General features: G+C 67.9%; 17 protein-coding genes. 13 read left to right on the forward strand and 4 right to left on the reverse strand.

Going from position 1 to position 21,691, the window contains the following annotated elements; genetic code table 11:
* Positions 1 to 114: 114 nt before the first annotated feature.
* Positions 115 to 579 (reverse strand): NUDIX hydrolase, encoded by a 465-nt coding sequence (locus QEG98_RS23790; protein WP_316562934.1) that lies wholly within the window; start codon positions 577 to 579, stop codon positions 115 to 117.
* Positions 576 to 1,850, reverse strand: coding sequence for a DUF2380 domain-containing protein (locus QEG98_RS23795; RefSeq protein ID WP_316562935.1), 1,275 nt, complete (start codon positions 1,848 to 1,850; stop codon positions 576 to 578). Before QEG98_RS23795 ends, QEG98_RS23790 begins: the two co-directional genes overlap by 4 nt.
* Positions 1,851 to 2,515: 665 nt before the next feature.
* On the opposite strand from QEG98_RS23795, the gene QEG98_RS23800 reads away from it, so the two are divergent.
* Positions 2,516 to 3,682, forward strand: a complete 1,167-nt coding sequence (locus QEG98_RS23800) for a serine/threonine-protein kinase (RefSeq protein WP_316562936.1) — start codon at positions 2,516 to 2,518, stop codon at positions 3,680 to 3,682.
* A 48-nt stretch (positions 3,683 to 3,730) separates the two neighbouring features.
* Here the strand turns inward: QEG98_RS23800 and QEG98_RS23805 are convergent, their stop codons facing one another.
* Together QEG98_RS23805 and QEG98_RS23810 are read right to left on the reverse strand one after the other, a co-directional pair.
* Positions 3,731 to 4,051 (reverse strand): helix-turn-helix transcriptional regulator, encoded by a 321-nt coding sequence (locus QEG98_RS23805; RefSeq protein ID WP_316562937.1) that lies wholly within the window; start codon positions 4,049 to 4,051, stop codon positions 3,731 to 3,733.
* Between the two features lie 117 nt (positions 4,052 to 4,168).
* Positions 4,169 to 4,438 carry a helix-turn-helix transcriptional regulator gene (locus QEG98_RS23810; RefSeq protein ID WP_316562938.1) on the reverse strand — a complete coding sequence of 90 codons (270 nt, stop codon included), beginning with the start codon at positions 4,436 to 4,438 and terminating at the stop codon, positions 4,169 to 4,171.
* Between the two features lie 199 nt (positions 4,439 to 4,637).
* On the opposite strand from QEG98_RS23810, the gene QEG98_RS23815 reads away from it, so the two are divergent.
* From QEG98_RS23815 to QEG98_RS23870, 12 genes are all read left to right on the forward strand, one after another.
* A complete protein-coding gene (locus QEG98_RS23815; RefSeq protein WP_316562939.1) occupies positions 4,638 to 6,590 on the forward strand; it encodes a serine/threonine-protein kinase in 1,953 nt (650 codons plus the stop codon).
* 39 nt (positions 6,591 to 6,629) lie between these two features.
* A complete protein-coding gene (locus tag QEG98_RS23820) occupies positions 6,630 to 7,526 on the forward strand; it encodes a DUF2381 family protein (protein WP_316567951.1) in 897 nt (298 codons plus the stop codon).
* Positions 7,527 to 7,661: 135 nt separating this feature from the next.
* The gene (locus QEG98_RS23825; protein WP_316562940.1) at positions 7,662 to 9,017 is read left to right on the forward strand and encodes a hypothetical protein; all 1,356 of its coding nucleotides are present in this window, start codon (positions 7,662 to 7,664) and stop codon (positions 9,015 to 9,017) included.
* Positions 9,017 to 9,367 (forward strand): DUF2019 domain-containing protein, encoded by a 351-nt coding sequence (locus QEG98_RS23830; protein ID WP_316567952.1) that lies wholly within the window; start codon positions 9,017 to 9,019, stop codon positions 9,365 to 9,367. Before QEG98_RS23825 ends, QEG98_RS23830 begins: the two co-directional genes overlap by 1 nt.
* A gap of 233 nt (positions 9,368 to 9,600) precedes the next feature.
* Positions 9,601 to 9,978, forward strand: a complete 378-nt coding sequence (locus tag QEG98_RS23835; RefSeq protein ID WP_316562941.1) for a DUSAM domain-containing protein — start codon at positions 9,601 to 9,603, stop codon at positions 9,976 to 9,978.
* 584 nt (positions 9,979 to 10,562) lie between these two features.
* On the forward strand, positions 10,563 to 15,506 hold the full coding sequence (locus tag QEG98_RS23840; RefSeq protein WP_316562942.1) for a DUF4157 domain-containing protein: 4,944 nt from the start codon (positions 10,563 to 10,565) through the stop codon (positions 15,504 to 15,506).
* 315 nt (positions 15,507 to 15,821) lie between these two features.
* Entirely contained in the window at positions 15,822 to 16,259 is a 438-nt protein-coding gene (locus QEG98_RS23845; protein ID WP_316562943.1) for a hypothetical protein, read from the forward strand.
* Positions 16,256 to 17,290, forward strand: coding sequence for a pentapeptide repeat-containing protein (locus QEG98_RS23850; protein WP_316562944.1), 1,035 nt, complete (start codon positions 16,256 to 16,258; stop codon positions 17,288 to 17,290). The genes QEG98_RS23845 and QEG98_RS23850 overlap by 4 nt, the downstream gene beginning before the upstream one ends.
* 151 nt (positions 17,291 to 17,441) lie before the next feature.
* Complete coding sequence (locus tag QEG98_RS23855; RefSeq protein WP_074960177.1) at positions 17,442 to 18,035, forward strand: DUF4255 domain-containing protein; 594 nt, start codon at positions 17,442 to 17,444, stop codon at positions 18,033 to 18,035.
* A complete protein-coding gene (locus QEG98_RS23860; RefSeq protein WP_316562945.1) occupies positions 18,032 to 18,763 on the forward strand; it encodes a hypothetical protein in 732 nt (243 codons plus the stop codon). Before QEG98_RS23855 ends, QEG98_RS23860 begins: the two co-directional genes overlap by 4 nt.
* A gap of 56 nt (positions 18,764 to 18,819) precedes the next feature.
* Positions 18,820 to 21,192, forward strand: a complete 2,373-nt coding sequence (locus tag QEG98_RS23865; protein WP_316562946.1) for a phage tail sheath family protein — start codon at positions 18,820 to 18,822, stop codon at positions 21,190 to 21,192.
* Between the two features lie 18 nt (positions 21,193 to 21,210).
* Positions 21,211 to 21,666, forward strand: a complete 456-nt coding sequence (locus tag QEG98_RS23870) for a phage tail protein (protein WP_011554491.1) — start codon at positions 21,211 to 21,213, stop codon at positions 21,664 to 21,666.
* Positions 21,667 to 21,691: the final 25 nt, after the last annotated feature.

Raw genomic sequence — 21,691 nt, forward strand, 5'->3', positions numbered from 1 at the left:
CCCGAGGTTCAGCCGGCGTCCGCAGCGCTCATTTTTGCCGACAGCACCATGACAGCCCTGCTGGACCCGTGAAACCTCCAGTTCGGCTTGTATGGGGGCCGCTGACGGTCAAGCTTACTCGTCAGGAAGGAGCGTGAGCAGCAGCTCGTCGTCGGGGACGAGCGGACGCCAGCCGGGCGGTGGTGGCTTGGCGAGGAGCGCTGCGCTGACCTGTCTTGCTCTGTCCTGATGAGTTTCTGGGGTGTAGGCAATCCACGAGCTGAGCGCCTTGGCGACTTCGAAACGGTTGGCGTCATTCAAAACGGCCGGCCAGCCGTTGGGGAGACCTTCGGACAGCTCGCGCACAAGCACGTCTCGAACAAAGCGTGTGACCTGCTTGCGCTGCTCCGCCTCGCCAAGCAATCCGCTCAATACTTGCACGGCTGCAACGTCATCCTTTCCAAGCTCTTCGGCCAGCGAGTACAACGGGACGGCAGGACGCGCCTTGGCAAAGGCGGTGAGCGAATCGTAGCCGTGCTCGCGGACCCGCTCATACAGGCGCGCCTTCACGTTGCCCTGCCAGGCACGCTCGTCGCTCATCGTCCTCTCCAGCGGGTGAAGTTCATCGGGATCTTATAGTCCCTCATATTCTTCGCGACGATCTCCAGGCTCTCGTTTCGCGTCAACATCCGTCCGGCCAACACCTCGGCCTCACGCAATCGGCTCATGATCATCCGGTTCCATTCGCCGGGCCATGTGCGTCCCAGCTTCCAGTCGCCCCCGCCGTGGATGGCCTCGTGGTGAGCCTGCTCCAGCTTGACGCAGAACTGGTCAATGTCCATGTCGCCAGTGAAGCCGCGCCTCTCGAACCATTCGCGGAACTCTTTTGGCAGGACGTGGTGCCGCGGTGGCTCGGCCATGCCAGCCCCCGCCCTGCCCGTCACGCGCATGGCACGCACTTCAGGTCCGTCGCCCAATGCCTCGCGCACGCCCTGCGGCAGCTCGCCATGCGCCTGCGCCAGCATCCCCTGGCCCGCCTGAATCCGCACGGCGGCACTGACGACGGGCAGGGAGAGGACGCCTGCGCGCACCAACTGGCGCATCATCTCCACCCACTCGGCAGACACGACAGTTCGCGTGCCCATCATCACGCCGTCGCCTCCCACCGAGAGTCCAATGCCGAGCAGGGCGGGAGCGGACGGAGACACCGGGGGCAGCGAGAACTTCAACGCCGAAAGCAGGGTAAGCGCCTCGATGGCATCCTTGAGCACCAGCATCTTCGCGACGTTCTCGGCTCCCTTGCGCACGGTCGCGATGGTCGCGGCGAGCTCGCCCGAGAGCTGGCCTACAAGCGCGGGGACGTCTTGCGCCGCGGCCTCCATCTGCCCGGGCTCCAGAGAGGAGAGCGCCGCCATGGCGGGCTTGAGCATCTCCTGCCAGCGCCACAGATCCGCGAACATCCTCTCCACGCTGTAGAGCTGCTGGGCGAGCACGGCTTCAGCGAGGAGGAGAAAGTCGAGCCAAACGGCGAGCAGGAGCGAGCCCGTCATGGCGGCCTCGAGCCGTGGGCCAGCGAGGCGCAACAGGGCGAGCTGCATGTCCGGGTCCTTCACCTCCGAGGCGGCGTTGGCCAGCCGGGTGACGGCGGCGAGGTGGGCGTCAATCCACCGCAACTGCTGGGTGCCGAAATCGACGTAGCGGACGAAAACGCCGTCTCCGACGCGAATCCCCCGCCAACGGGCCTTCAGCCTGGAGAACTCGCCGGCGATGCGGCGGGTGGGGTCCGAAACGTCGAGAAGGGCGCTGCGAAATGCCAACTGGGCCGCGAGGGCGCCCTGGTGCGCATCCCTCTCCGCGCGGTCCAGGCCCACCCCTGTCACTTCCACCCGGGAGGCCTGTCGCCGATGCAGCCGCTCCGGCGTTTCGGACTCAGGCATTGAGGCGAAGACACCCGGAGCCTCAACGCTTGGCCCCTCAGCCGAGGTAGGCGCCGCCGCCTCGTGCGGCGCGTGACGGAGGTTCATCCCCCGGCCGGGCGGTGGTGTCAGTGACAGGCAGCCTGTGGACAGCAGGGCAAGAACGAGCAGCAGACCCACCCAAAGGGCCCGGAGCGAGTCAGCGCGCATGGTCCATCCCAGGCCCACAGAGGCGAACGCCCCCGGGAACAGCGCACCTATGCCCTCCGGGAACAGCAGCCTGGATGTCATGGAGACCTCTGGAACAGGAGCCTCCTGACTACCACTCATCCCCGACATCCAAGAAAAGTCAGAATGTAGCCCCTTCGGCAGGGAGTATCTCCTCCGTGTCCTTTCGGCAGCCGAGCGTGAAGGGCCCTGGCGCCCCTCGGCACCGTCTTCGGCCCATTGGCGTAGCGCCGAGTCCCTGGGAGCGATTGAAATACCTGAAGGGTCTATAAATAGTAGACCCATGACTGCGACAGCCACCGAGCCCGTCTCCCGCAGCCATGACCAATCAGAGCGCCGGGACGCCCGTGCCAGCGCCCGCCGCGCGTCTCAATCCCATCAGGAGGCCGCCCATGACCGATGACCGCACGCCGACCCACGAAACGAAGTTCGCGGACCCGACGCCGGAGAACAGCTCCGACCTGGAGCGCGCCCGACCCGGGCTCCGGTTCACCATCGACACCACCACCTATGCGGCCCTCCGCACGCTGGAGCGGCGGGGCAATGGGGAGGTGGTGCTCCTGGCCGAGCGTCACCTCCCCCATGGGCTCGCCGGGCACGTCACCATCAAACGCCTGCGCAACCCCGCCTCCTTCGAGCGCTGCCAGCGGCTCATCGAGGAGGTCCAGCTCGCCTTCCGCCTCCACCACCCGGCCATCGCCCATGTCCATCACCTGAAAATCCACGCCGACAGGCCGCACATCATCGCGGAGTACGTGGACGGCCCCACGCTGGACACCGTCATCAGCCTCGCCACCATGCGCGAGCGGCCGCTCTCCGCAGCCTTTGCCCTCTACATCGCCGCCGAGATTGCCGACGCCCTCCACCACGCGCACACGCTGAGGGATTCGGAGAACCGGCCGCTGGGCATCATCCACCGCGACGTCGCCCCCCGGAACATCCGCGTGGCCCGGAGCGGCGAGGTGAAGGTGACGGACTTCGGCGCCGCCTACTCGCTCATGGTGGGCCGGGAGGAGACCCCGGGCCTTCTGCTCAAGGGCGACGTGGCGTACGCCTCGCCCGAGTACCTGCACCGCAAGCCCATGGATGGCCGGTCCGATATCTTCTCGCTGGGCCTCGTCCTCATGGAGATGCTGACGTGCAAGCACCTCTTCGACCTGGAGGACGCGCAGGCCCCCACCGCCGCCCTGGACGTGAAGACGGAGGAGGCACCCTCCGTGCCCCTCACGCAGATGATCGCGCTCGTCGGCCGCTACCGCCCCGAGGACGTGGAGCACGCGATGGCGGGCCTGCCGGACGCGCTCAAGGCCATCATCCACAAGGCCCTCCAGCGCAAGCCCTCCGAGCGCTACACCTCGGCCGCAGAGCTGCGTGATGCCCTGCGGGCGGCGCTCGCGGCACTGTCCCAGCCCTTCGGACGAAAGGAGGCGAGCGAGGAACTCGCGCGGATGCTGTCGGACGCCTCCGTCCTGCGCGACCGGGTGGAGCTGGACGAAGCGGGCATCTTCCCCGAGGGCCTGGACGCCGACGAAGCCACGCCCGCGCCGAACGCGAAGTGAGCACGGGCGGCCGGGTGCCGCTTCAACGCAGCAACACCTGGGCCACCTTCACGAGGGCGTCGAGCTGCTCCTCGTCCATCTTTCGCGCGAGGCCGGTGAGCTGCCGCAGCCTGGGCGCTCCGCCCGGCCCTCGCGCCCCTTCCCCTCCTCCGCGTCCGCGAGCCCCAGCAACTCGTCCGAGCCGATGCGCAGCACCGCGCACATCCGCAGCAGCGTCTGCACGCTGGGCAGCATCTTCCCGCGCTCCAGGCGGCTGTAGACCATGTGCGCCAGGCCCAGCTTCTCGGCCACTTCCGCCTGCGTGAGCCCGAGTTGCGTCCGGGCCTCTCGGGCGGCACTTCCAATGCGGGTCGCCAGTTCTTCGTTCATGCGTCGAGGTACCAGGAACACCGAGGACCCCGTCTGCCGCGGGCAGGAGGCCCGCGACTCGGGAACGCCCTTCCTGCCGCATCTTGGCGGCCGTGTCGATGCGCGACGAGCCCCCTGTCACACGGCGCCGCCCCACCTACCGGCCGGCCCCCTCGGGCGCGGGAAACGCCGGCCCTCGCCGCTCAGGAGGAGGTCCACGGAGACACGAAGGACGCCGCACAAGTCCACCAGCGTGGGGAGGCTGGGCAACAACCTGCCGCGCTCCAGGCGACTGAGCACCAGCGTCGGCACGTGGATGGCCTCGGCCACCTGGGCCTGCGACAGGCCCGCTCGATGCCGGGCAGCGCGGACCTGGGTTCCAATCCGCTGGGAGAGCTTCGCGTACATGAAGAGACCTGGGAAAAGAGGAGAATGCCGCGGGGACAGCACTCCGAGCATATACCTCAACAGGTTCAACCATGGTATCCGTCCAAGGTCTATGCTCCTCCCGCGCTGCTTCGCGGGGGGAACTCTCACGAGTTCCATTGCCCGTTGAGCGCATGTCCAGGAACGCCGAGCCCGTACGCCCCGCTGAAGGAGAGGACTCGTGAGCCCGCGTCTGCATCCCGTCGTGCCCCCGGGCACGGACATTGGCGGGTACCTGGTGGAGGAGCGGCTGGGGGCCGGGGGCTTCGGCGCCGTGTACCGCGCCCGGCGTGGAGAGCGGAGCTCCGCGCTCAAGCTCATCCCGCTCTGGGGGCTGGCCGAGTGGGCGGAGCGCGAGGTGGCCATCCTCCTGCGGCTCAAGCACGCCAACCTGGTGCGCATCCGTGGACACGGCCAGTGGCCGGACGAGGCGCCCCAGTCCTTCTTCATCGTCATGGACTACGTGGAGGGGCGCCGCCTGGACGTGTGGGCCACGGAGGAGAACCCCTCGGCCCGTGAGGTGGTGCGCAAGGTGCTCGGCGTGGCACGCGGGCTGGGCGCCGCGCACCGGGCGAAGGTGGTGCACCGGGACTTGAAGGAGAGCAACGTCGTCGTGCGCGACTCGGACGGCGAGGCGGTGGTGGTGGACTTCGGCGCGGGCGGGTACGAGAGCGCCCCCAGCATCACCGGCGGCGTGCTCCCGCCGGGCACCCTGGAGTACCGCGCGCCCGAGGCCTGGCGCTTCCAGCAGGAGCACGGCGACGAGCGTGGCCGCTCCTACCAGCCCGGCCCCTCGGATGACCTGTACGCGCTGGGCGTCGTGCTCTATTGGCTCCTGACGGGCAGGCAGCCCTTCCTGCCGGACGAGGCCGAGGGCGTGGAGGCCGTGCTCAACCGCGCCCCCAGACCGCCCCAGGCGCTCAACCCGCGCGTCCCCGGGGCCCTCGGCGACGTGTGCATGCGCCTGCTGGCCAAGACGCCCGAGGAGCGGCACCCCGACGCCGACACGCTGTGCGCGGAGCTGGAGGCCCTGCTGGCCCAGGCGGACGAAGCCTGGGACGTGAAGCTCTGTGACGCCCATGGCGCGGACACCGCCACCACGCTCGCGGAGGCGCCGCAAGCGGTCGAAGACGAGTTGGCGCAGTGGCTGAAGCGGCGCAAGGCCCGGCCTCGTCGCGGGCCTCGTCCGCCACAAGCCGGGGACGCGTACGAACCCGATGCAAACGCAGTGGCCATCCCGTTCGAGCCGCCGCCCGCGGCACTCGCCGGCCATTCCAAGGCCCTGCGCGTGGCGGCCTGGATGGCGCTCGTGGTGGTCTTGATTGTGGGCGGGCTGGTGCTCGCGCGCGGACTGATGCCCTCCTCCCCTCCTGCCGCACGTCACGGGATGGCGCCCCATTCCCATGTCACCGTGGGCTCGGGCCCCGGCGGTTCCGCGTTCGTTCCCACGTCCTGGAGTCCCGGTCAGGAAGTGGCGGCACCCTGGAGGCCACTGGAAGCTGACGAGGCCGCAGGCCCGCTCAATGGAGCATCCACCCTTGCGGCCGTCGCCGTTCCCGCGACGTATTCCAAGGAGAAGGCCTCCGTGAAGATGAAGAAGGACACCGGCATGCTCCCCCAGCCCGAGCCGCAGCGCCTCCGGGGCACAGCCGCTGGCAAGGCGATTGGCCTGGGTGTCGCGGCCTGCCTTTCGATGGCGTGTCCTGGTTCCCAGGTGCGCCCGACGCCGCCTCCCGAGGACTGTCCTCCCGGGGCCGTTGAGGCCATGGAACAGCTCGGACTTTTCGCCCCCGGACTTGAGCGTCCTTTGACCACCTTCGCCCTGAGCCCCGGCAAAGACGCGGGGTTCGTCAAGGTCCGCGAGGGCGTGACGACGGTTCGCATGGTAGCCCCTTGGGGACGCATGCCTTCGCAGACCCTGTTCTCCGGGCAGCTCCTCGTCGGCCCGGAGCGGGTCTACGGACGGCTCACCGAGGCGCGTACTCCCGAGAATGAGCGCATCCCCGTCTGTGTGCAGTTCGTCGAGGCACAGGACGCCCGCATCGGGCTCCTGAAGCGAGAGCCCGTAAGTGACCCCAGCAGCGCCATCGTCTACTTCAGCCTGGACTTGAAGGCCGTGCGCCGCTTCGAGTGAGGACCGACCGTGCCCGCGTCACCTGTCGCCCTTCTCGCGGTGCTCATGCTCCTATCTGGAGCCGCGACCGCCCAACCGTCTTCCACGGCCGCGAGCCCCGAGGTGCGCCGTGTCGAACTCTTGGCGGAGCCATCCGAGGCGATGCCGCCCACCGAGGTCCAGATAAGTCCGCGGGTGTCCACCACCTTCGAGTTCGATGCCGCCCTCGATCCGGCGAAGGTCGTACTCGAGGGCGAAAAGCGATTCTCGCTCGTGGACCTCGGGCGGAGCACGCTCCGGCTGGTGCCCTCGGAGCAAGTCTTGCCCGGCGAGCGCCTGCGGCTGACGGTGCTCTTCCAGGACGGTTCGGTCCCCCGCGGTGCCGCCTTTGTCCTCGTCACCCACCCCGCGCGTGCCGAGCGACTCATCGAGGTGTGGCGTCAGCCACGTACGGCGGAGTCCTACCAGCAGGAGGCGATGGCGGCCCGCGCGGAGACCCAGCAATGCCACGAGGAGAACGCGCGGCTACGCGTGGAGCACGAAGGTCCAGGCGGCATCGCGGGTCTCCTCGCCACCGGCATCATCAAGGAGGAAGGCGTCGATGCGAAGTTCCTCCTGGTCAACAAGGAGCTCCACCAACATCCAGGCAATGCGGCCCGGACATTGCGTGCATGGAGCTATCGCGCCCCTGCCCGCGTGGCCATCTCGATCGAGTTTGAGAACCTGGATGCTGCCAATCCCTGGTCTGCGGAAGGCGCATCGCTGGTGAGCAGGACGGGCGCATCGCTGAAGATATTGACGGTCTGGCAGAAGGCCCCCATCTCTCGTGATCCGCGCGGGCGCGTCGTGGTGGAGGCGGAAGCGACGCCGGATGCGGCCCGAGGCACGTACACCCTGAAGCTGTGGGGGCCGGGCGGGCTGCGCGCCATCATGCTCTCCGGCGTGACGTTCCCGTAGGCACGCCCACAGCCTTACGCACGCGACCCAGCGCCGCTCCAGCCCGAAGCACCTGTCAGGTCTATCTGGTATTGCAAGACCTCGCCTCGACACTGGGCTCCCAGCGAACGGGGGCCAGCGCCAGGAGGGCTCCGCATGCTGCCGCGATGGTCGATTCCCCTACTGCTCGCGATGCTGGTCGGATGCAGCGGCACCACGAAGTCCGTGCGCCTGCACACGGGCCACGGCGAGCCCATCGTCCTCACCCCACGCAGCGGCGATGCCGCGCCGGTGGAGCTCGACGAAGACGACTTCGTTGAAGCCGTAGAAGCGCTCGCACAGAGCGTGCGGCCGTCCACTCGTCCCCAGGAAACGGCCCGGCGGTTGTTCGAGGTGGATTCGCGCAGCGGCTCGTACCTGTATGAGCCGCGCGGCCACCGTGTCATCCCGCTGGGACCGGGCGAACACCTGGCGGGCGAACCACCCGCGACAGAGGTGGAGTTGACGCGCGCCTACCTGCGCTGGTGCGAGCGCACGGACAGGCCCGGCGATTGCCTGCGCCTCCTGGTGGAGAACCCCACGGTCACCGGGGATGGCCGTTACGCCCTGGCCATGGCCCTGGCCCAGGGCGTCGTGTTGGACGAGATGATGGACGCCTTCAAGGACATGGCCGACCCCCAGGCCATGATGGCGGCGGTTCTTTGGACGTGGACCACGTACTGCATCTTGCTCGCGGTGCCCGAGCCTTTCTCGAAGGGCGTGGCCGCCGTGATGACCGCCTCCCTCATTGCCTACGTGGGGGTCGATACGTTCTGGAGCCTCATCTTGGGCTTCAAGCGGCTGGTGGAGGAGGCGGAACGGGCCACCACGTTTGACGAGCTGCGCGAGGCGGGGGAGCGCTACGGCAAGGTCATGGGCCGCAACGCGGCGCGCGCGTTCGCCATGTTGGCCACGGCCGCCATTGGGAACACGGCGGCAGGGCTGGGGTCGAAGGTGCCAAGGCTTCCCGGTGCCGCGCAGGCGGCGGTGCAGGCCGAAGCGCAGGTGGGCATCAGGCTCGCGGCGGTCGCGGGCGTGGGAACGGTGGCCGTGAGCGCGGAGAACGTCACCATCGCCCTTGCGCCCGGCGCGGTGGCCATGGCGGCCAGGGGCACGGGCGGCGGCGCCTCCGCCAAGGCGCGTCCCACGGGTTACAGGGCCTGGGGCTCGTTCAGTGGCTTCAAGAAGGCCATGGGCCCGGCGGGCAAGAACAAGGAGTGGCACCACATCGTCGAGCAGACCCCGGGCAACGTGAAGCGCTTCGGCCCCCAGGCCCTCCACAACACCGCCAACATCATCTCGCTGGACAAGCGCCTGCACACGGATGTCAGTGCCTTCTACTCATCGATTCGCCATTCCATCACGCAGTCGTATACACAGACCGTGAGGCAGTGGTTGAGCACGCAGTCCTACGAGGCCCAACGCGAGTTTGGGCTGCTGGCCATTGAGAACGTGACGAAGGGGTTCTGGTGATGACGCTGGAGGAACTGGTCGATCAATTCGCGCGGAACGTCGCGGCCCAGACCGATGCCATCCGGCGAGGAGATGCCAAGACGGGGAATCGCCACGCCAAGCAGTACATCGCGGCGCTTCAGCAACTCCGGGCGTACGGGGATGCAGGCCGGGAAGCCCTCGCCGTGCTGCTAACACATCCCCGTACGGACATTCGCGCCATGGCGGCTGGATTCTTGCTCCGCTACCGGACGGCGGAAGCCAAGGCCGTGTTGGAGGCTGCGGCGAAGGAAGGGGGCATCGGCGCCCTCGACGCAATCATGACCCTGAGGCACTGGGAGAACGGAACCTGGGCACTTGATCCGGAGTAGCCCGCATCGGAGGCCCCCCCTCGGCGCTGGCCAGGCGAGCCAGGTAGACGTCGTCGCGCTTGAGGTCGCCGGCATCTGGGATGACCGCCGCTACCTCGACATGTTCCTGCTGAGATCCCCCCTGCCCCCGCCGCTGCTTGATGCCTCCGAGGCGCATTCCTCCCCCGCCCCCCCTCCTACACACGATTCGGGACTTGACCCTTTGAAGCCGTAGAAGTCGATAGGGGCTTTCGATGCCGGAACACCGCACTTGGCACGAAATCAGGGAGTTGAACCGCCGCGTTACCGACCTTGTAGAACCGCTCGTTCTCACGGATGAAAACCGCGCGCTCCTGACCAATACCGCTTCCGAAGTAGCCATAGCGCCACAGGAAGTCACCGAGGCACTCCAGGACGATGTGAGCGCCGCCGCGCTGCTCAAAGAGATTGCGAAGCGTATCCGGGTGGGCTCGCGGCGCCTGTCGCGTGCCATCACCGAAGCAATCAAGCACCAGGAGGCAGGCGACCTTGACGCCGCACGCACGCCCTTCCTGGAACTGCTCAATGTTGAAGTCGTCCCGTTCTACCGCGAGCTTGCCCAGGTTCAGCTAGACGCGCTCGACGAGCCGTAACGACAACGGGGGCGCGACTGACGCCGCACCCCCGCCATCCTCAGGGGTCACTACCGGGCCTGGAACGACTGAGCTGACCCGACGGCGGCCCGCCGCTGGAGCCCCCAGGGCGGGCGGCGGTCGTGAGCCTCGATGCGCGTCCACGACCGCCGGCTCGGCCTTCCTGAGACATGCTCCAAACCGCGTCTGCTTGAACACGTCCCACCCGCGCCTCAGCTTGACCCGGCTGCGTCAATTCCAAACCTCCCAGGTCGGATTGGGATTCGCGCCGGCGAAATCTCCGGCCCCACCGGGCTCTCACAGTCGGCTTCAGTTCACCACAGTGCCGCCCATTGACACTGACAGTGAACACGTGGACTCCTCCGGTATGAATCACCAGGGGGCGCGCATCCGTGAGCCGAGCGACGTCAAAGTCGGTACGCCGGAGTGAGTCGACCCGGCCTTCGGATTCATCCAGACGTCCTGAGAGCGCGCCGTCGGAGCGATCTGCTCCTGGCGTTCCCGCCTTCCTGCGCGGGCGGTCCGGCGAGAGCGGCCCTGGCGCACGCGCCCGCCCCAACTCCGCATCGGGTGTCCCGCGTTACATGCGAGGTGGATTGGCGTCCCCCCTCGGGACTCCGGTCCAGGCGAAGTGCGCGGCATGTGAATCCGGAGGTGGCCCGTGCGCGGCGTGCGGGGAGAAGGACGCGGTGCAGCCTCAGGCAGCCGGAGGCACCGTGGAGTCACGGCCCGCGGCCATCCGGCGCGAGGCCCATGCAGGTGTGAAGGATGCCAGCGCTCCCCTTCCCCACTTCGCACAGGTTCAACAGGCGTTCGGCCGCCATGACCTGTCGAACGTCACGGCCCGTGTGGGCGGTGAGGCCGCGCTCGCGAGCGACCGGATGGGGGCCCATGCATTCACAATGGGCAATCGCATCGCCTTTCGTGGCCCACCTGACCTGAGACTGGCAGCACACGAAGCGGCGCATGCTGTTCAGCAGCGCTCCGGCGTACAACTCCATGACGGCGTCGGCCACCCAGGAGACCCCTACGAGCGCCAAGCGGATGAGGCCGCTGACGCCGTGGTCCGAGGCGAAACCGCCGAGCCCATCCTCGACCGCGCGGTGGGCCCCTCCGGTCCTCCGGTGACGGGAACGTCTCCGAGCGCAGCGCCCGTCCAGCCCTTCCTCGCAGCCAACGTCCACCGCCTCTTCGAACCGCCCGCGGCCCCCTCCCGAATGCCCAGGCCACGAGGTGGCGGAGGCACCACCAACGGAGGTTCGCGCGAATCGACCGAAGCCCGCTCGGCCGAGGATGGAGAGTCTACTGACAGCGGCTCGGGGGCCGCTGGAAGCGCGCTTGGCGCCGCGGCGGGCCCCGCGACGGATGCACTGACTTCCGGTCCAGCAGAGCCCACGAGCGACACGGCCGCCCCTCCTGGCGGCACCGAGGGCGCACAGACCTGCGCGGGCGGCGGCCCCCAGAACGCAACCTGCTACACGGAGGCCATTGAAGAGCCCGAGGAGGAGCCCGAACAAGAGCCTCCCGAGCCAGCGCCCACGGAGTCACAGGAAGCCGCGTCCAGCGTCAGTCCCGATGCCGAGGAGCGAGACAACTGCCCCATTGAGGAAGCCATCTCCGAGCAGGCGCCCTCCTCCACGGAAGCCGCGGCGCCCGCGCAGTCCACGCTGGACAGCAACGCTTCCACCCCTGAAGCCGCTGGAGCTTCCGCGGAAGGGGCCCCCACGGGTGACGCTGCGGCCGCACCGTCCTCGGAGGCATCTGGGGGCAACGGCGGAGCCCCGGCGGAAGACGCCGCGAATGAGGCCGCTCGTACGCCGCTGGACGAAGCCATCGACACGACCGAAGTCCAGCGGTGGGATGCCGTGGCAGCACATGGCAGTGCGTCCGCCTCGCTCGCCAATGCCGGGGCCGGTGCCATTTCGCTCCGGGGCGGCGTGCAGTTCGTCCCGGCGCCAGGTGCGACGTCGGCGGACGACGCGCGACGTGTTGACGCGAACTCACGCGCGGACGCGTTCTTCCTTCAGGCGGCCAATCGAATCGAGGACGCGGTTCTCCTGACGTTGGATGATGTTCCAGCCCGCATCGGCGCGCTCGCCGAGACGTACAAGAGCGCGATCTCCGCCTCCATGGAGGAACAGAAGGCGGCCATCAGCGCCAGCGTGGAGCAGGCACGCGTCGCCGCCACCGCCCAGGCCGAAGGAGCCCGCCAGCAAGTCCTGTCCGAGCATTCCACCACCGTCTCCACCATCCACTCGGAGACCGACAGTGCGATCGAGTCGCTCCGGGCCGTCTACGACTCCAGCCTGATGCTCGTTGACGAGCAGGAGTCCGGCACGCTGGACAGCGTCAACTCCCTCTACGCCCAGGCCCGCATTGCCCACGAAGCACTCGGCCCGACAGTGGGCGATGAGTGCGTCCAGCTCGGCGAGGAGTACGCGGAGGAATACGAAGGCTGCAAGATCAACAAGAAGGACAGCTTCTTCGCGGGCTACCTGACCGACCGCCGCGCCGAGGCCCAGATGAAGGCCGCGCGCGAGACGGCCAAGGGCTATCGCAAGAGCCTGGTGGACACGGCCACGAAGCAGGCCGGCGAGGCGATGAAGGGGCGCCAGCGGGACCGCTGCGGCGTCATCGCCGCGGCCCGCCGTGCCCGCGAGACGCTCGACACGCAGTACGAGCAACTCGCCGCCGCGCTCGAAAGCAGCCGGACACAAGCCCTGACGCAGGCGGAGACCACGCGCGACTCGATGATGGCCTCCGTCGACTCGGCATTCATCGCCGAGTTGGCCCGGCTGGACCGCCACGAGCACGACCAGCGCCAGTCCGTCAACGACACGGGCTACCTACAACAGGTCCTCATCGAGCTGGCGGCCTTCGCCTCTGCGACGTCCATCCAGAATGCCGTGACGGGCGCCATCGACACCCTGGTGCAGGCGCTCACGGGCGTGCGCGACCTGTTCTCCACGCAGTCCGCTCCAGAGGGCGAACAACTGGAGCGCATCCTCGGGCAAGCCATGGGCGGGCTCGAAGGCGGGCTGGATGGCCTCGTCTCCCAGGTGGAGCATGGAGCCGCCGGCGCCCTGGAGCGCGTGGACGGCGTGGGGAACCAAGGGCTGGAGGCCATGCTGCGGCTGGGCCAGTCCTCCGAGGAAGCGACAGCGGCCCTGGTTGATTCCTTCACGGCTTCCATGGGCGCATTGGCGGCAGGAGCGACCACAAGCTTCGGCCAGCAGCGCGACGCGTTCACCACGCAAGCACAACAGGTGGCTTCGGACGGAGCCACCGGCCTGGAGACCGTGGCCACCGGCTTCCAGACGACCTGCACGACGATTCTCACCCATGTCGAGAGTGCACTGGTGGACTCCGCGGACGCGCTGGAACAGAGCCTCCGCGCCTCCAAGGCGCAGCTCGACTGTGACATTCCCATCCAGGCCCAAGAGGCGGCGTCGAAGGAACAGCCCGCCTGGAAGGGCGTGCTGGCGGTGGTGCTCATCATCGCCATCGTCATCGTGGTGGCACTGGTCGCTGGCCCGGCGGTCATCGGCGCGGTAGGCGCGGCGGCGAGCGCGCTGGGCGCCGGAGCGGCAGCCGCGACCATTGGCACCATCGTGGGCGGTGCCATTGTCGGCGCGGCGACGTCGGCCGCCATCCAGGTCCTCAACAACTGGGCATCGGGCGAGCGATTCATGGCGGGCGTGGGCAAGGCCGCGCTGATGGGTGCGATTGGCGGCGTGTTCGGCGCGGGCGCGGGCGCCCTCATCCAGAACGCCGTCAAGAGCGTGGCCCTTCAGTTCGTGGCCAATATCGCCGCCGATGCGGTGCTTGAAGTCGCCACCCAGCTCATCACGGGTGAGTTCTCCTGGCACGCGCTGGGAATGTCGGTGCTGATGTCTGTCGTCACCGGCGGCTTCGGCGAAGTCCCTCGCATCAAGCGCGTCCAGCAACGGTGGATGGCTCGCGGCGCGGGTGTCGTGCCCGGCTCGAGGGCCCGTGCCTTCCGCGAGTCCATCGCTCCCCGGCCTCCAGCGGAGAGCGAGGCCGTGACGACCGTAAGCCCCCGCCCCGAGGCCGAGGCCGACGTCACGACGACGCCACGTCCCGAGGCCGAGGCCGACGTCACGACGCCACGTCCCACGGCGGAAACAGACGTCGCCACGCCCCCACGCCCCCAGGTGGAGGCAGACGTCTCCACGCCCCCACGGCCTGAGGCAGAAGTAGCGAGCACCGCGACTCCGCGCCCCGAAGCCCAGTCGGCCCCCACCGCAACGCTTCACTCGAAGACCGAGACAGAGCCCGCCCTAAGTCCCGAATCCCTTGTTGGTAAGAATCCGCGCGCCAACGCAGAGGCGGAGTTGGACGGCCGGGCAGCCGCGTCCAGCACCACCGGCACGAAGCCCAAGGACAAGCCCGGCACTTTTGACGACATTGAGATCAATCCAGATGGGCGAGCACGTCAGACGGTGGGCTGGTCTGGCAACATCGACGCTCCGTCCGCGAGCGCGCCTCACCTCGAATTCATCAAGAACGGCATCGACTTCATGGAGAGCATCTCCAAGGGAATGCGGAGCCGACTGGACGAATTGGTCCATAAAGTCTATCCGGGCGACACCGCCGCGTTGGCAGAGTTCAACACTCGAATGCAGGAGATCTCCAACGATCCGATCATGCAGAAAGGCCTCGGAGACCTCCGGAAGGACTACGTGGCGAACAAGGCAGAAATCGAACGTATCGAGGCCCAACAAGCGGACCTCACTCATGAGTACAACCGGTACAAGAACGCCCGAGACTGGCTGCTGACGTCAATGGAGAGTCGCTCCTCCGCAAACAAGGCGAAGGCCGCGGAGATCATGACCGAATTGCGCAATGCCCTCCTGGGAGAAGCAACCCCGCCTGCAGCGGCGATTGCAGATGCTCCGGCCATCACACCGGAGGGCCTGAAGGCCATCCATTCCCATCACCGAACAGAGGCGGAGGTTCGCGCAGACATTGCCGAGCACTACCGGATGACGGGCAATGCGCCGCCAGAAGGATTCTTCTTGACCAAGGGGCCCAGGACTGACGACAACCGTGCGGAGTACTTTCATGCCGCGCGATACATCAACGTCGGAAACAAGCCCTCATCGACGACGATGCATCACGAACTCTCCCACCGCATCGAGCACGTCGATCCCGAGATCTCTTCCGCATCCAAGTCCTTCGTCGAAGCCCGCGCCCGGCGGTTCGTCCAACCGGGGCAACCCATCGAGACGAAACCGTTGAGTACGCTCACCGGCATCGAATCCTACAAACCCTACGAACATGCCTACGAAGGCGGGTTCATCGACAAGTACGTTGGGAAGGTCTACGACAGCCCGGCGACCGAGGTCGTCACGATGGGCCTTGAGCGCTTCAACAATCCAATGGAAATGGCGCAACTCTATCGTCAAGACCCGGAGCATTTCTTTTACGTGCTAGGTGTTGTCCAGCGGACGAGGGCCCGAGCCGGCCTCCCGATGCCCACCACCGCAAGCACGCCTGGAAATTAAGCAATGTTCCGTTACCGATTGATGACCCCGCTCTCATCGCCGTTCGCGCGCTTCAAGAAGGAAATCGCCGTCTGGCTCGAGGTCGAATATCGAGATCAGAGTGCTCGCCTGCAGTTCGAAGGCCCAACGCCACTCGTGGCAGAGGTCCGAAGAGCGCTCGGAAAGGCTCCAGGGTACCGAGGGCAAGCAGTAGACGTCGATGACACACTCACGCCGCTCGACCTGTTTGAGGCGATGAGCAGCGATGTCATGCGACCATTCGACCCGAAGTTGGTCGCGGGTGAAAACGTGCTCACGCGCCCAAGTCCTCCGACGATGACAACCGAGGAGCTCACTCGGAGCTTCGCAAGCTGGTTCGCAATCTGGCTCGTTACGGCCCTGCCAGGGCCCATCAAGGTCCGGAGCTATGAATGGGAGCACCTCGTCGAGGCCCTGCAGGGAATGCTCTTCGACTGGTCGTTCTGGCGCCCCAAGCACGAGTCCCGGGGGAAGGCCGCCAGCGCCTTGGCGCCCCTCCTCAGCAAGGCCCTGGCCCATGAGACGACTCGACTGAGAGACGAATATGAGAGCCGCCCCGTCGCTCGACGGCTCGTTCCCCCTTCGCTGACACCGGAGGAAGCGCACGAGGTCGCCAGTGTCTTCGTCGAAGCGTTCGACACCGCCGCCCCTGGCGATGATGGCGCCGCGGCGCTCATCGTCCGGCTCCATGAGAAGCTCCATGCGCTCGGCCTCATGGGTCGGAGGCAGGCATGACCTCCAACGCGCGCGACACCCTTCAGGCCCTTCAACAGAGAAAGGCCCGCGCGCGTGACCTTCTGTTCCATGGTGCCGACCTCGCGGGCGCCCAGTGCGACGACCTGCGCGGAGACAAACTCGAGCTGAGCCAGGCCAGCCTGCGTGGCGCCAGCCTCCGCGGTGCGCGGCTCACCGCCTGTTCGCTGGAACGGGCAGTGCTCGAAGGCGCTGTACTGGAAGGTGCGACGCTCCGGCAGTGCCGGCTCGATGGCGCCGACCTGCGACGGGCTCGGCTCCTCGAGGCTCGCCTCGAGGACAGCTCCGCGCGCGGCACGGACCTATCCCAAGCCGACCTGCGAAAGGCTCGGCTCTCGGAGACATCGTTCTCACGCGCCATCCTCCGCGAAGCCGTGCTCGACGGCGCGGAAGGCGTCGGCGTGGAGTTACGGGGCGCAGACCTCACAGGCGCGTCACTCGTGGACGTGCGGCTGGACGAGGCGGACTTTCGCGGCGCCGACCTGACGGGTGCCAACGTGTCAGGCGGAAGCTTCCGTCACGCGGACTTCCGAGGCGCCATCGTGGACGGCGTGCAGTGGATCGGGTGCGACCGCACCGGCGCCCGCTTCGATGCGGAGGACGCCACCCCGCCGCGCTCCCAGCCCAGCGATACGGGCATCCCGCCCAGCGCTCCCGAGAACTTCGATGCCCCAGCGATGGCCACCTGGCTCGGAAACCTGATGGAGCACGCGCTGCGCTCCGCGCCAGGCAGCGTGCACGGCGCAGCCACACGAGGCCCTGAGACACCCGCCGAGTTGTTACAGCTCCTCGGCTCGCTGCAGCAGGACCTCGGCGCCCGTGGCGTTGAACTCCCGGACCTGACCGCACGCGTCCAACCGCTGCTCTCCGCCCTGGAACAGCGTGGCGATGAGCCGCCCGAGGAATGGAAGGCCTTGCTCGAAGCGCTCACCCCCACGGGAACCGAGGGGCGTGACGCGAGCGCCGAAGACATCGTCCGCGCGCTGCTCGCCCGGCTTCAGGCACCTCGATAGGCATCTCCCACCGTCTCAACAGGTCTCAAACAATTCACCCACCGCATGAGGTGACTTGACTCAAGGTGGATGTTTCGACACCATATCCATACTCGAAGGCGAATCTCATTCACCTTTAGAACATACACGCGGTGCACTTGGGGGGACCAACGTGGCCGGCTTTTCCGCCATCTATTCGGTAGGCGATTCGCTGGTCTCATATCTGAGACACGCCTACGAGTTGTCTCACGAGCCCGAAGGCCTGCCCACGTGCCGTTTCGAGCTCGTCCCAAGCGGAAAGATGGCTGGAAGCGAGACAAACACCCCTCCGGTCGAAGTCCCAGGCGTCACCCTCTTCCTCTACCGCGTCGCCGTCAACGAGCACTTGCGCAATGAGCCACGCGCGGAAGCGCCTCCGCCGCTCGCGCTGGACCTGCATTACCTGCTCACGGTCTGGGCTGAAAACGTCGACGACGAGCACCGCATCATGGCCTGGGTCATGTTGCAGCTTCACACGCACAACGCGTTGAGCGCCTCTGACCTGTCCCCCGTGGGCGTCTGGCGCCCGGACGAGCTGGTGCAAATCGTCCCGGCGGAAATTCCTCAGGAAGACATCTTGCGGATGTGGGACGCCTTGCGACGCCCTTATCGCCCTTCCGTCACATACGTCGCCCGTGTCGTCTGCATCGACGTGCAGGGCAAACCCGCTGGACGGCCCGTCGTCGCGCGGCGCTTCGACTTCACTGACGAGGTGCCCAGGCGATGATTCTTGAACGCACCGAGAGCCGCGCCCTGGCCGCCATCCGATTCCTCGACGCGGAGACGCAACGCCCCCTCACGGAGCCCATCACCGTCGCGGGGCATGGCCTCCGCTTCGCTCGCAACGTCCGCGGGCTGCACGTGGTGACGGACGCGCCGGGCTTCTCCGACTACGCGGCGAGCTTCGAGTTGCCGGACCCGCTTCCCGCCGCAGCCGCCTTCACCCTGGTGGCGAGCGACCCCACACGCCACTATCTTGCCCGGAGCTTCACGCTCGAATTGCCACGAGACGCGACGGCTCCGCCCACGGGCCAGCCGCTCCCGCCAGACTCCGTCTTTCGCCCGGTCGACGTCACGCTCTACCCGTCGCCGCTGATGCGCCCGTCCGCGCGCAGTGCCGTGGTGCGGCTCCGTGTCGTGGACGCCCACGACACGCCCCTGCCCGGCGCGCTGGTGTCGCTCGCGCTGGCCGACCCGGAAATCACGCGCTGGGGCCTGTCGAACGAGCGGGGTGACGCGCTCATCCTCGTGCCCGGCATTCCCATCGCGGACTGGGGCAATCCCGAAGCCCCCGTCCACTTCACCTTCAGCCTGGCCGCTGCCTGGGCGGCATTGCCGCAGCCTCCGGACCCCGACGCACTCTCCCAGGACTTCCACCCCTTGAGCAGCACCCTCGACGTCGCCGCCGGCGAAGAGGTCACCACCACCATCAAGCTCGATTGGGTCGAGCTCTGAACGCAGACCAATGACGGCGCGACCGCGCGCCACGTAACGAGAAAGTGGGGGCTCGCGTGCCTGAATATCTCGCACCCGGTGTCTACGTCGAAGAGACGAGTTTCCGAGCCAGGTCCATCGAGGGCGTCAGCACCAGCACCAGCGGCTTCGCGGGCCCGGCACGCAAGGGCCCCGTTTCCGGCCCCCCGTCGCTGGTGACGAGCTTCCCCGAATTCGTCCGGCTCTTTGGTGGCCTCGCGGACCTGGACCTCACCGGCACCCAGGAGACGACCAACTACCTGGCGCATTCGGTCCGCGCCTACTTCAACGAGGGCGGCTCCCGCCTCTACGTGGCTCGCGTCTTCTCGGGGACGCCGGCCAATGCCACCGCTGGCGCGGACGTCATCCCCAACGCGGACGCGAACCTGCGCGCGCGCTTCACCGCGAGGTTCCCCGGCCGTGCGGGCAACGGGAGCATCAGCGTCCGGGAGGTGCTCGCGCCCGCCACGGTCGGCGCCATGCGGCGCGCGCCCACGGGCAGCCTGGTCCGGCTGAATCAGACCGCCGCCTCGGCCGCGCGCGTCGTCGGCACCCTGCCCCCGCCCTTCAGCGTCCCCGATGGCACCACGCTCACGCTGACGTTCGACGGGAACACCGACGTCACCGTCACCTTCTCCGGGCGCAATGCCGAAGCCGCGGCGACGGCGGAGCTCGACCCTTCGACGACGTTCCTCGAAGCCAACCAGACGCTCACCGTCACCCTGGGCGGACAGGCGCAGACCCTCACCCTGCCCACCGATGCGCCGTTGACGCCCGCGGAGGTCGTGGACACTCTCAACCGGCAGCTTCGGGGTGGTTACGCCCGGCTCAGCGGCGCCGATGACGCCGCGCCCGTCGGCCGTCTCCTCCTGGGCACCGATGCCCGCGGTACCGGGGCCCTCATCCAGGTCTCGGCCAACCCGCAGCTCAAGCTCGCTGCACAGACGGTCGACAACGCGGCGGACCCGCAGAGCAACGTGAGCGACCTGGGCGCGGTGTCCCTCGCGGACATCCAGGCACTCCTGGGTGCCAACGCCACGGCGTCCGTCGATGACAACAAGCTCGTCATCAGCCACCCGCTCCCCGGTGCCAGCCATTCGTTGGAGGTGGCCTCGGTGAGCTCCAGCGCGCTGGGCCTGGACGCGGCCACCTCGGAGCCCGGGACGGACGGCACGGCGGGGGTGACCTGGTGGTTGAAGCAGGCGAACGGCACCTGGTCCAACGGCAGTGACACGTTGCCGCTACCGAACGACACCGCGTCGCAGTTCCAGCAGCTGCCCGGGGACAGCCAGTTCGTCACGCTCACCGTCACCACGCAGGACGGTGATGGGCAGGAGCGGCTGTATGAAGGGCTGGGCGTGGACCGCGCCCATCCCCGTTACCTGGGCCACGTGCTCACCCCTTCGCCCGCCACGCTCTCCGAGCAGATGGAGCGGATGTACGCGTTCGAGGCGGGCAACGGCGTGTCCGCGTTCGCCCTTCGCACGGCGCTGGCCGCGGGCCCCTTCACGCTCACCGGTGGTTCCGACGGGAGCGAGCCGAGCGCAGCCTCGTACGAAGACGCGTTCGAGCGACTGGGCGGCGTGGAGGACATCTCCATCATCGCCGCGCCGGGCTCCTCGGCGTATGCGTCGGCGCAGGCCGTGAGGCTCGGGCTCATCAGCGCCGCGGAGCGACGCCGTGCCTATCGCATCGCGGTGCTGGACACGCCGCGCGGATACGGGCCGCAGGACGCGCTGGCACTTCGCGCGCAGGTGGACTCGACCAAGGCCGCGCTCTACTACCCCTGGGTCGTCGTCGCCAACCCGCTGGCTGGGTCCGAGGCGGCCGATGTCCCGCGTGAAATCGCGCTGCCGCCGTCCGCCTTCCTGTGCGGCATCTACGCCCGCAGCGACATCGAACGCGGCGTGTTCAAGGCGCCCGCGAATGAAGTGGTCCGTGGCGCGCTGCGCTTCGAGCACGACATCCACTTCGCGCAGCAGGAGACGCTCAACCCACAGGGCGTCAACTGCCTGCGCTTCTTCCCGGGACGCGGCTACCGCGTGTGGGGCGCGCGCACCGTCAGCTCCGACCCGGAATGGAAGTACGTGAACGTGCGGCGCTACTTCAACTTCCTGGAGCGCTCCGTGGACGAGGGCACTCAGTGGGCCGTGTTCGAGCCCAACGGCGAGCGCCTGTGGGCCAACATCCGCGAGACGATTGGCAGCTTCCTGGAGAACCAGTGGCGCACCGGCGCGCTGTTGGGGACGGACCCGAAGCAGGCGTTCTTCGTCCGGTGTGACCGCACCACCATGGACCAGAACGACCTCGATAACGGCCGGCTCGTCTGCCTCATCGGCGTGGCGGTGGTGAAGCCCGCTGAGTTCGTCATCTTCCGCATCGGCCAGAAGACGGCGGATGCCCGGACCTAACGCAAAGGACTCGCCGCCATGCCTACCCGCCCCACGCCCTACGGCGCCTTCAATTTCGAAATCAGCTTCGACGGCACGTCCTTCGGTGGGTTCTCCGACGTGTCCGGACTCAGCACCGAAGTCACCCTCTCCGAGTACCGCGAGGGCAGCGACCCGGAGAACCACGTGCGCAAGGTGCCCGGCGCCTTCAAGACGGGTGACGTCACCCTCAAGCGTGGCGTCGTCGACTCGCGGGCCATCTGGACGTGGGTGGAGGACGTCCGCCGCAACGGCCCGCTGGGCCGCAAGGCCGCCGTCACCATCCGCTTGCTCGACGAGGCGCGCAACCCCGTGCAGTCCTGGAAGCTGGTGAACGTCACGCCCATGAAGTTCACCGGCCCCACGCTGGCCGCCAAGGGTGGCGGAGACGTGGCCATGGAAGAGCTCGTCCTCGCCGCGGAAACGGTGCGGATGGGCTTCCCGGACGTGGACTGAGCGGAGCATCTGGGGGGCTCCCGGG

It is taken from the genome of Myxococcus sp. MxC21-1, from assembly GCF_032612255.1.
Taxonomy (GTDB): domain Bacteria; phylum Myxococcota; class Myxococcia; order Myxococcales; family Myxococcaceae; genus Myxococcus; species Myxococcus virescens.

Excerpts from the sequence above, each read along its gene's own strand:
- QEG98_RS23790 (WP_316562934.1), bottom strand. The coding sequence starts at position 579 with ATGAGCGACGAGCGTGCCTGGCAGGGCAACGTGAAGGCGCGCCTGTAT.
- QEG98_RS23800 (WP_316562936.1), top strand. The coding sequence starts at position 2,516 with ATGACCGATGACCGCACGCCGACCCACGAAACGAAGTTCGCGGACCCG.
- QEG98_RS23805 (WP_316562937.1), bottom strand. The coding sequence starts at position 4,051 with ATGAACGAAGAACTGGCGACCCGCATTGGAAGTGCCGCCCGAGAGGCC.
- QEG98_RS23810 (WP_316562938.1), bottom strand. The coding sequence starts at position 4,438 with ATGTACGCGAAGCTCTCCCAGCGGATTGGAACCCAGGTCCGCGCTGCC.
- QEG98_RS23825 (WP_316562940.1), top strand. The coding sequence starts at position 7,662 with ATGCTGCCGCGATGGTCGATTCCCCTACTGCTCGCGATGCTGGTCGGA.
- QEG98_RS23830 (WP_316567952.1), top strand. The coding sequence starts at position 9,017 with ATGACGCTGGAGGAACTGGTCGATCAATTCGCGCGGAACGTCGCGGCC.
- QEG98_RS23835 (WP_316562941.1), top strand. The coding sequence starts at position 9,601 with ATGCCGGAACACCGCACTTGGCACGAAATCAGGGAGTTGAACCGCCGC.
- QEG98_RS23840 (WP_316562942.1), top strand. The coding sequence starts at position 10,563 with ATGCGAGGTGGATTGGCGTCCCCCCTCGGGACTCCGGTCCAGGCGAAG.
- QEG98_RS23845 (WP_316562943.1), top strand. The coding sequence starts at position 15,822 with ATGACAACCGAGGAGCTCACTCGGAGCTTCGCAAGCTGGTTCGCAATC.
- QEG98_RS23850 (WP_316562944.1), top strand. The coding sequence starts at position 16,256 with ATGACCTCCAACGCGCGCGACACCCTTCAGGCCCTTCAACAGAGAAAG.
- QEG98_RS23860 (WP_316562945.1), top strand. The coding sequence starts at position 18,032 with ATGATTCTTGAACGCACCGAGAGCCGCGCCCTGGCCGCCATCCGATTC.
- QEG98_RS23870 (WP_011554491.1), top strand. The coding sequence starts at position 21,211 with ATGCCTACCCGCCCCACGCCCTACGGCGCCTTCAATTTCGAAATCAGC.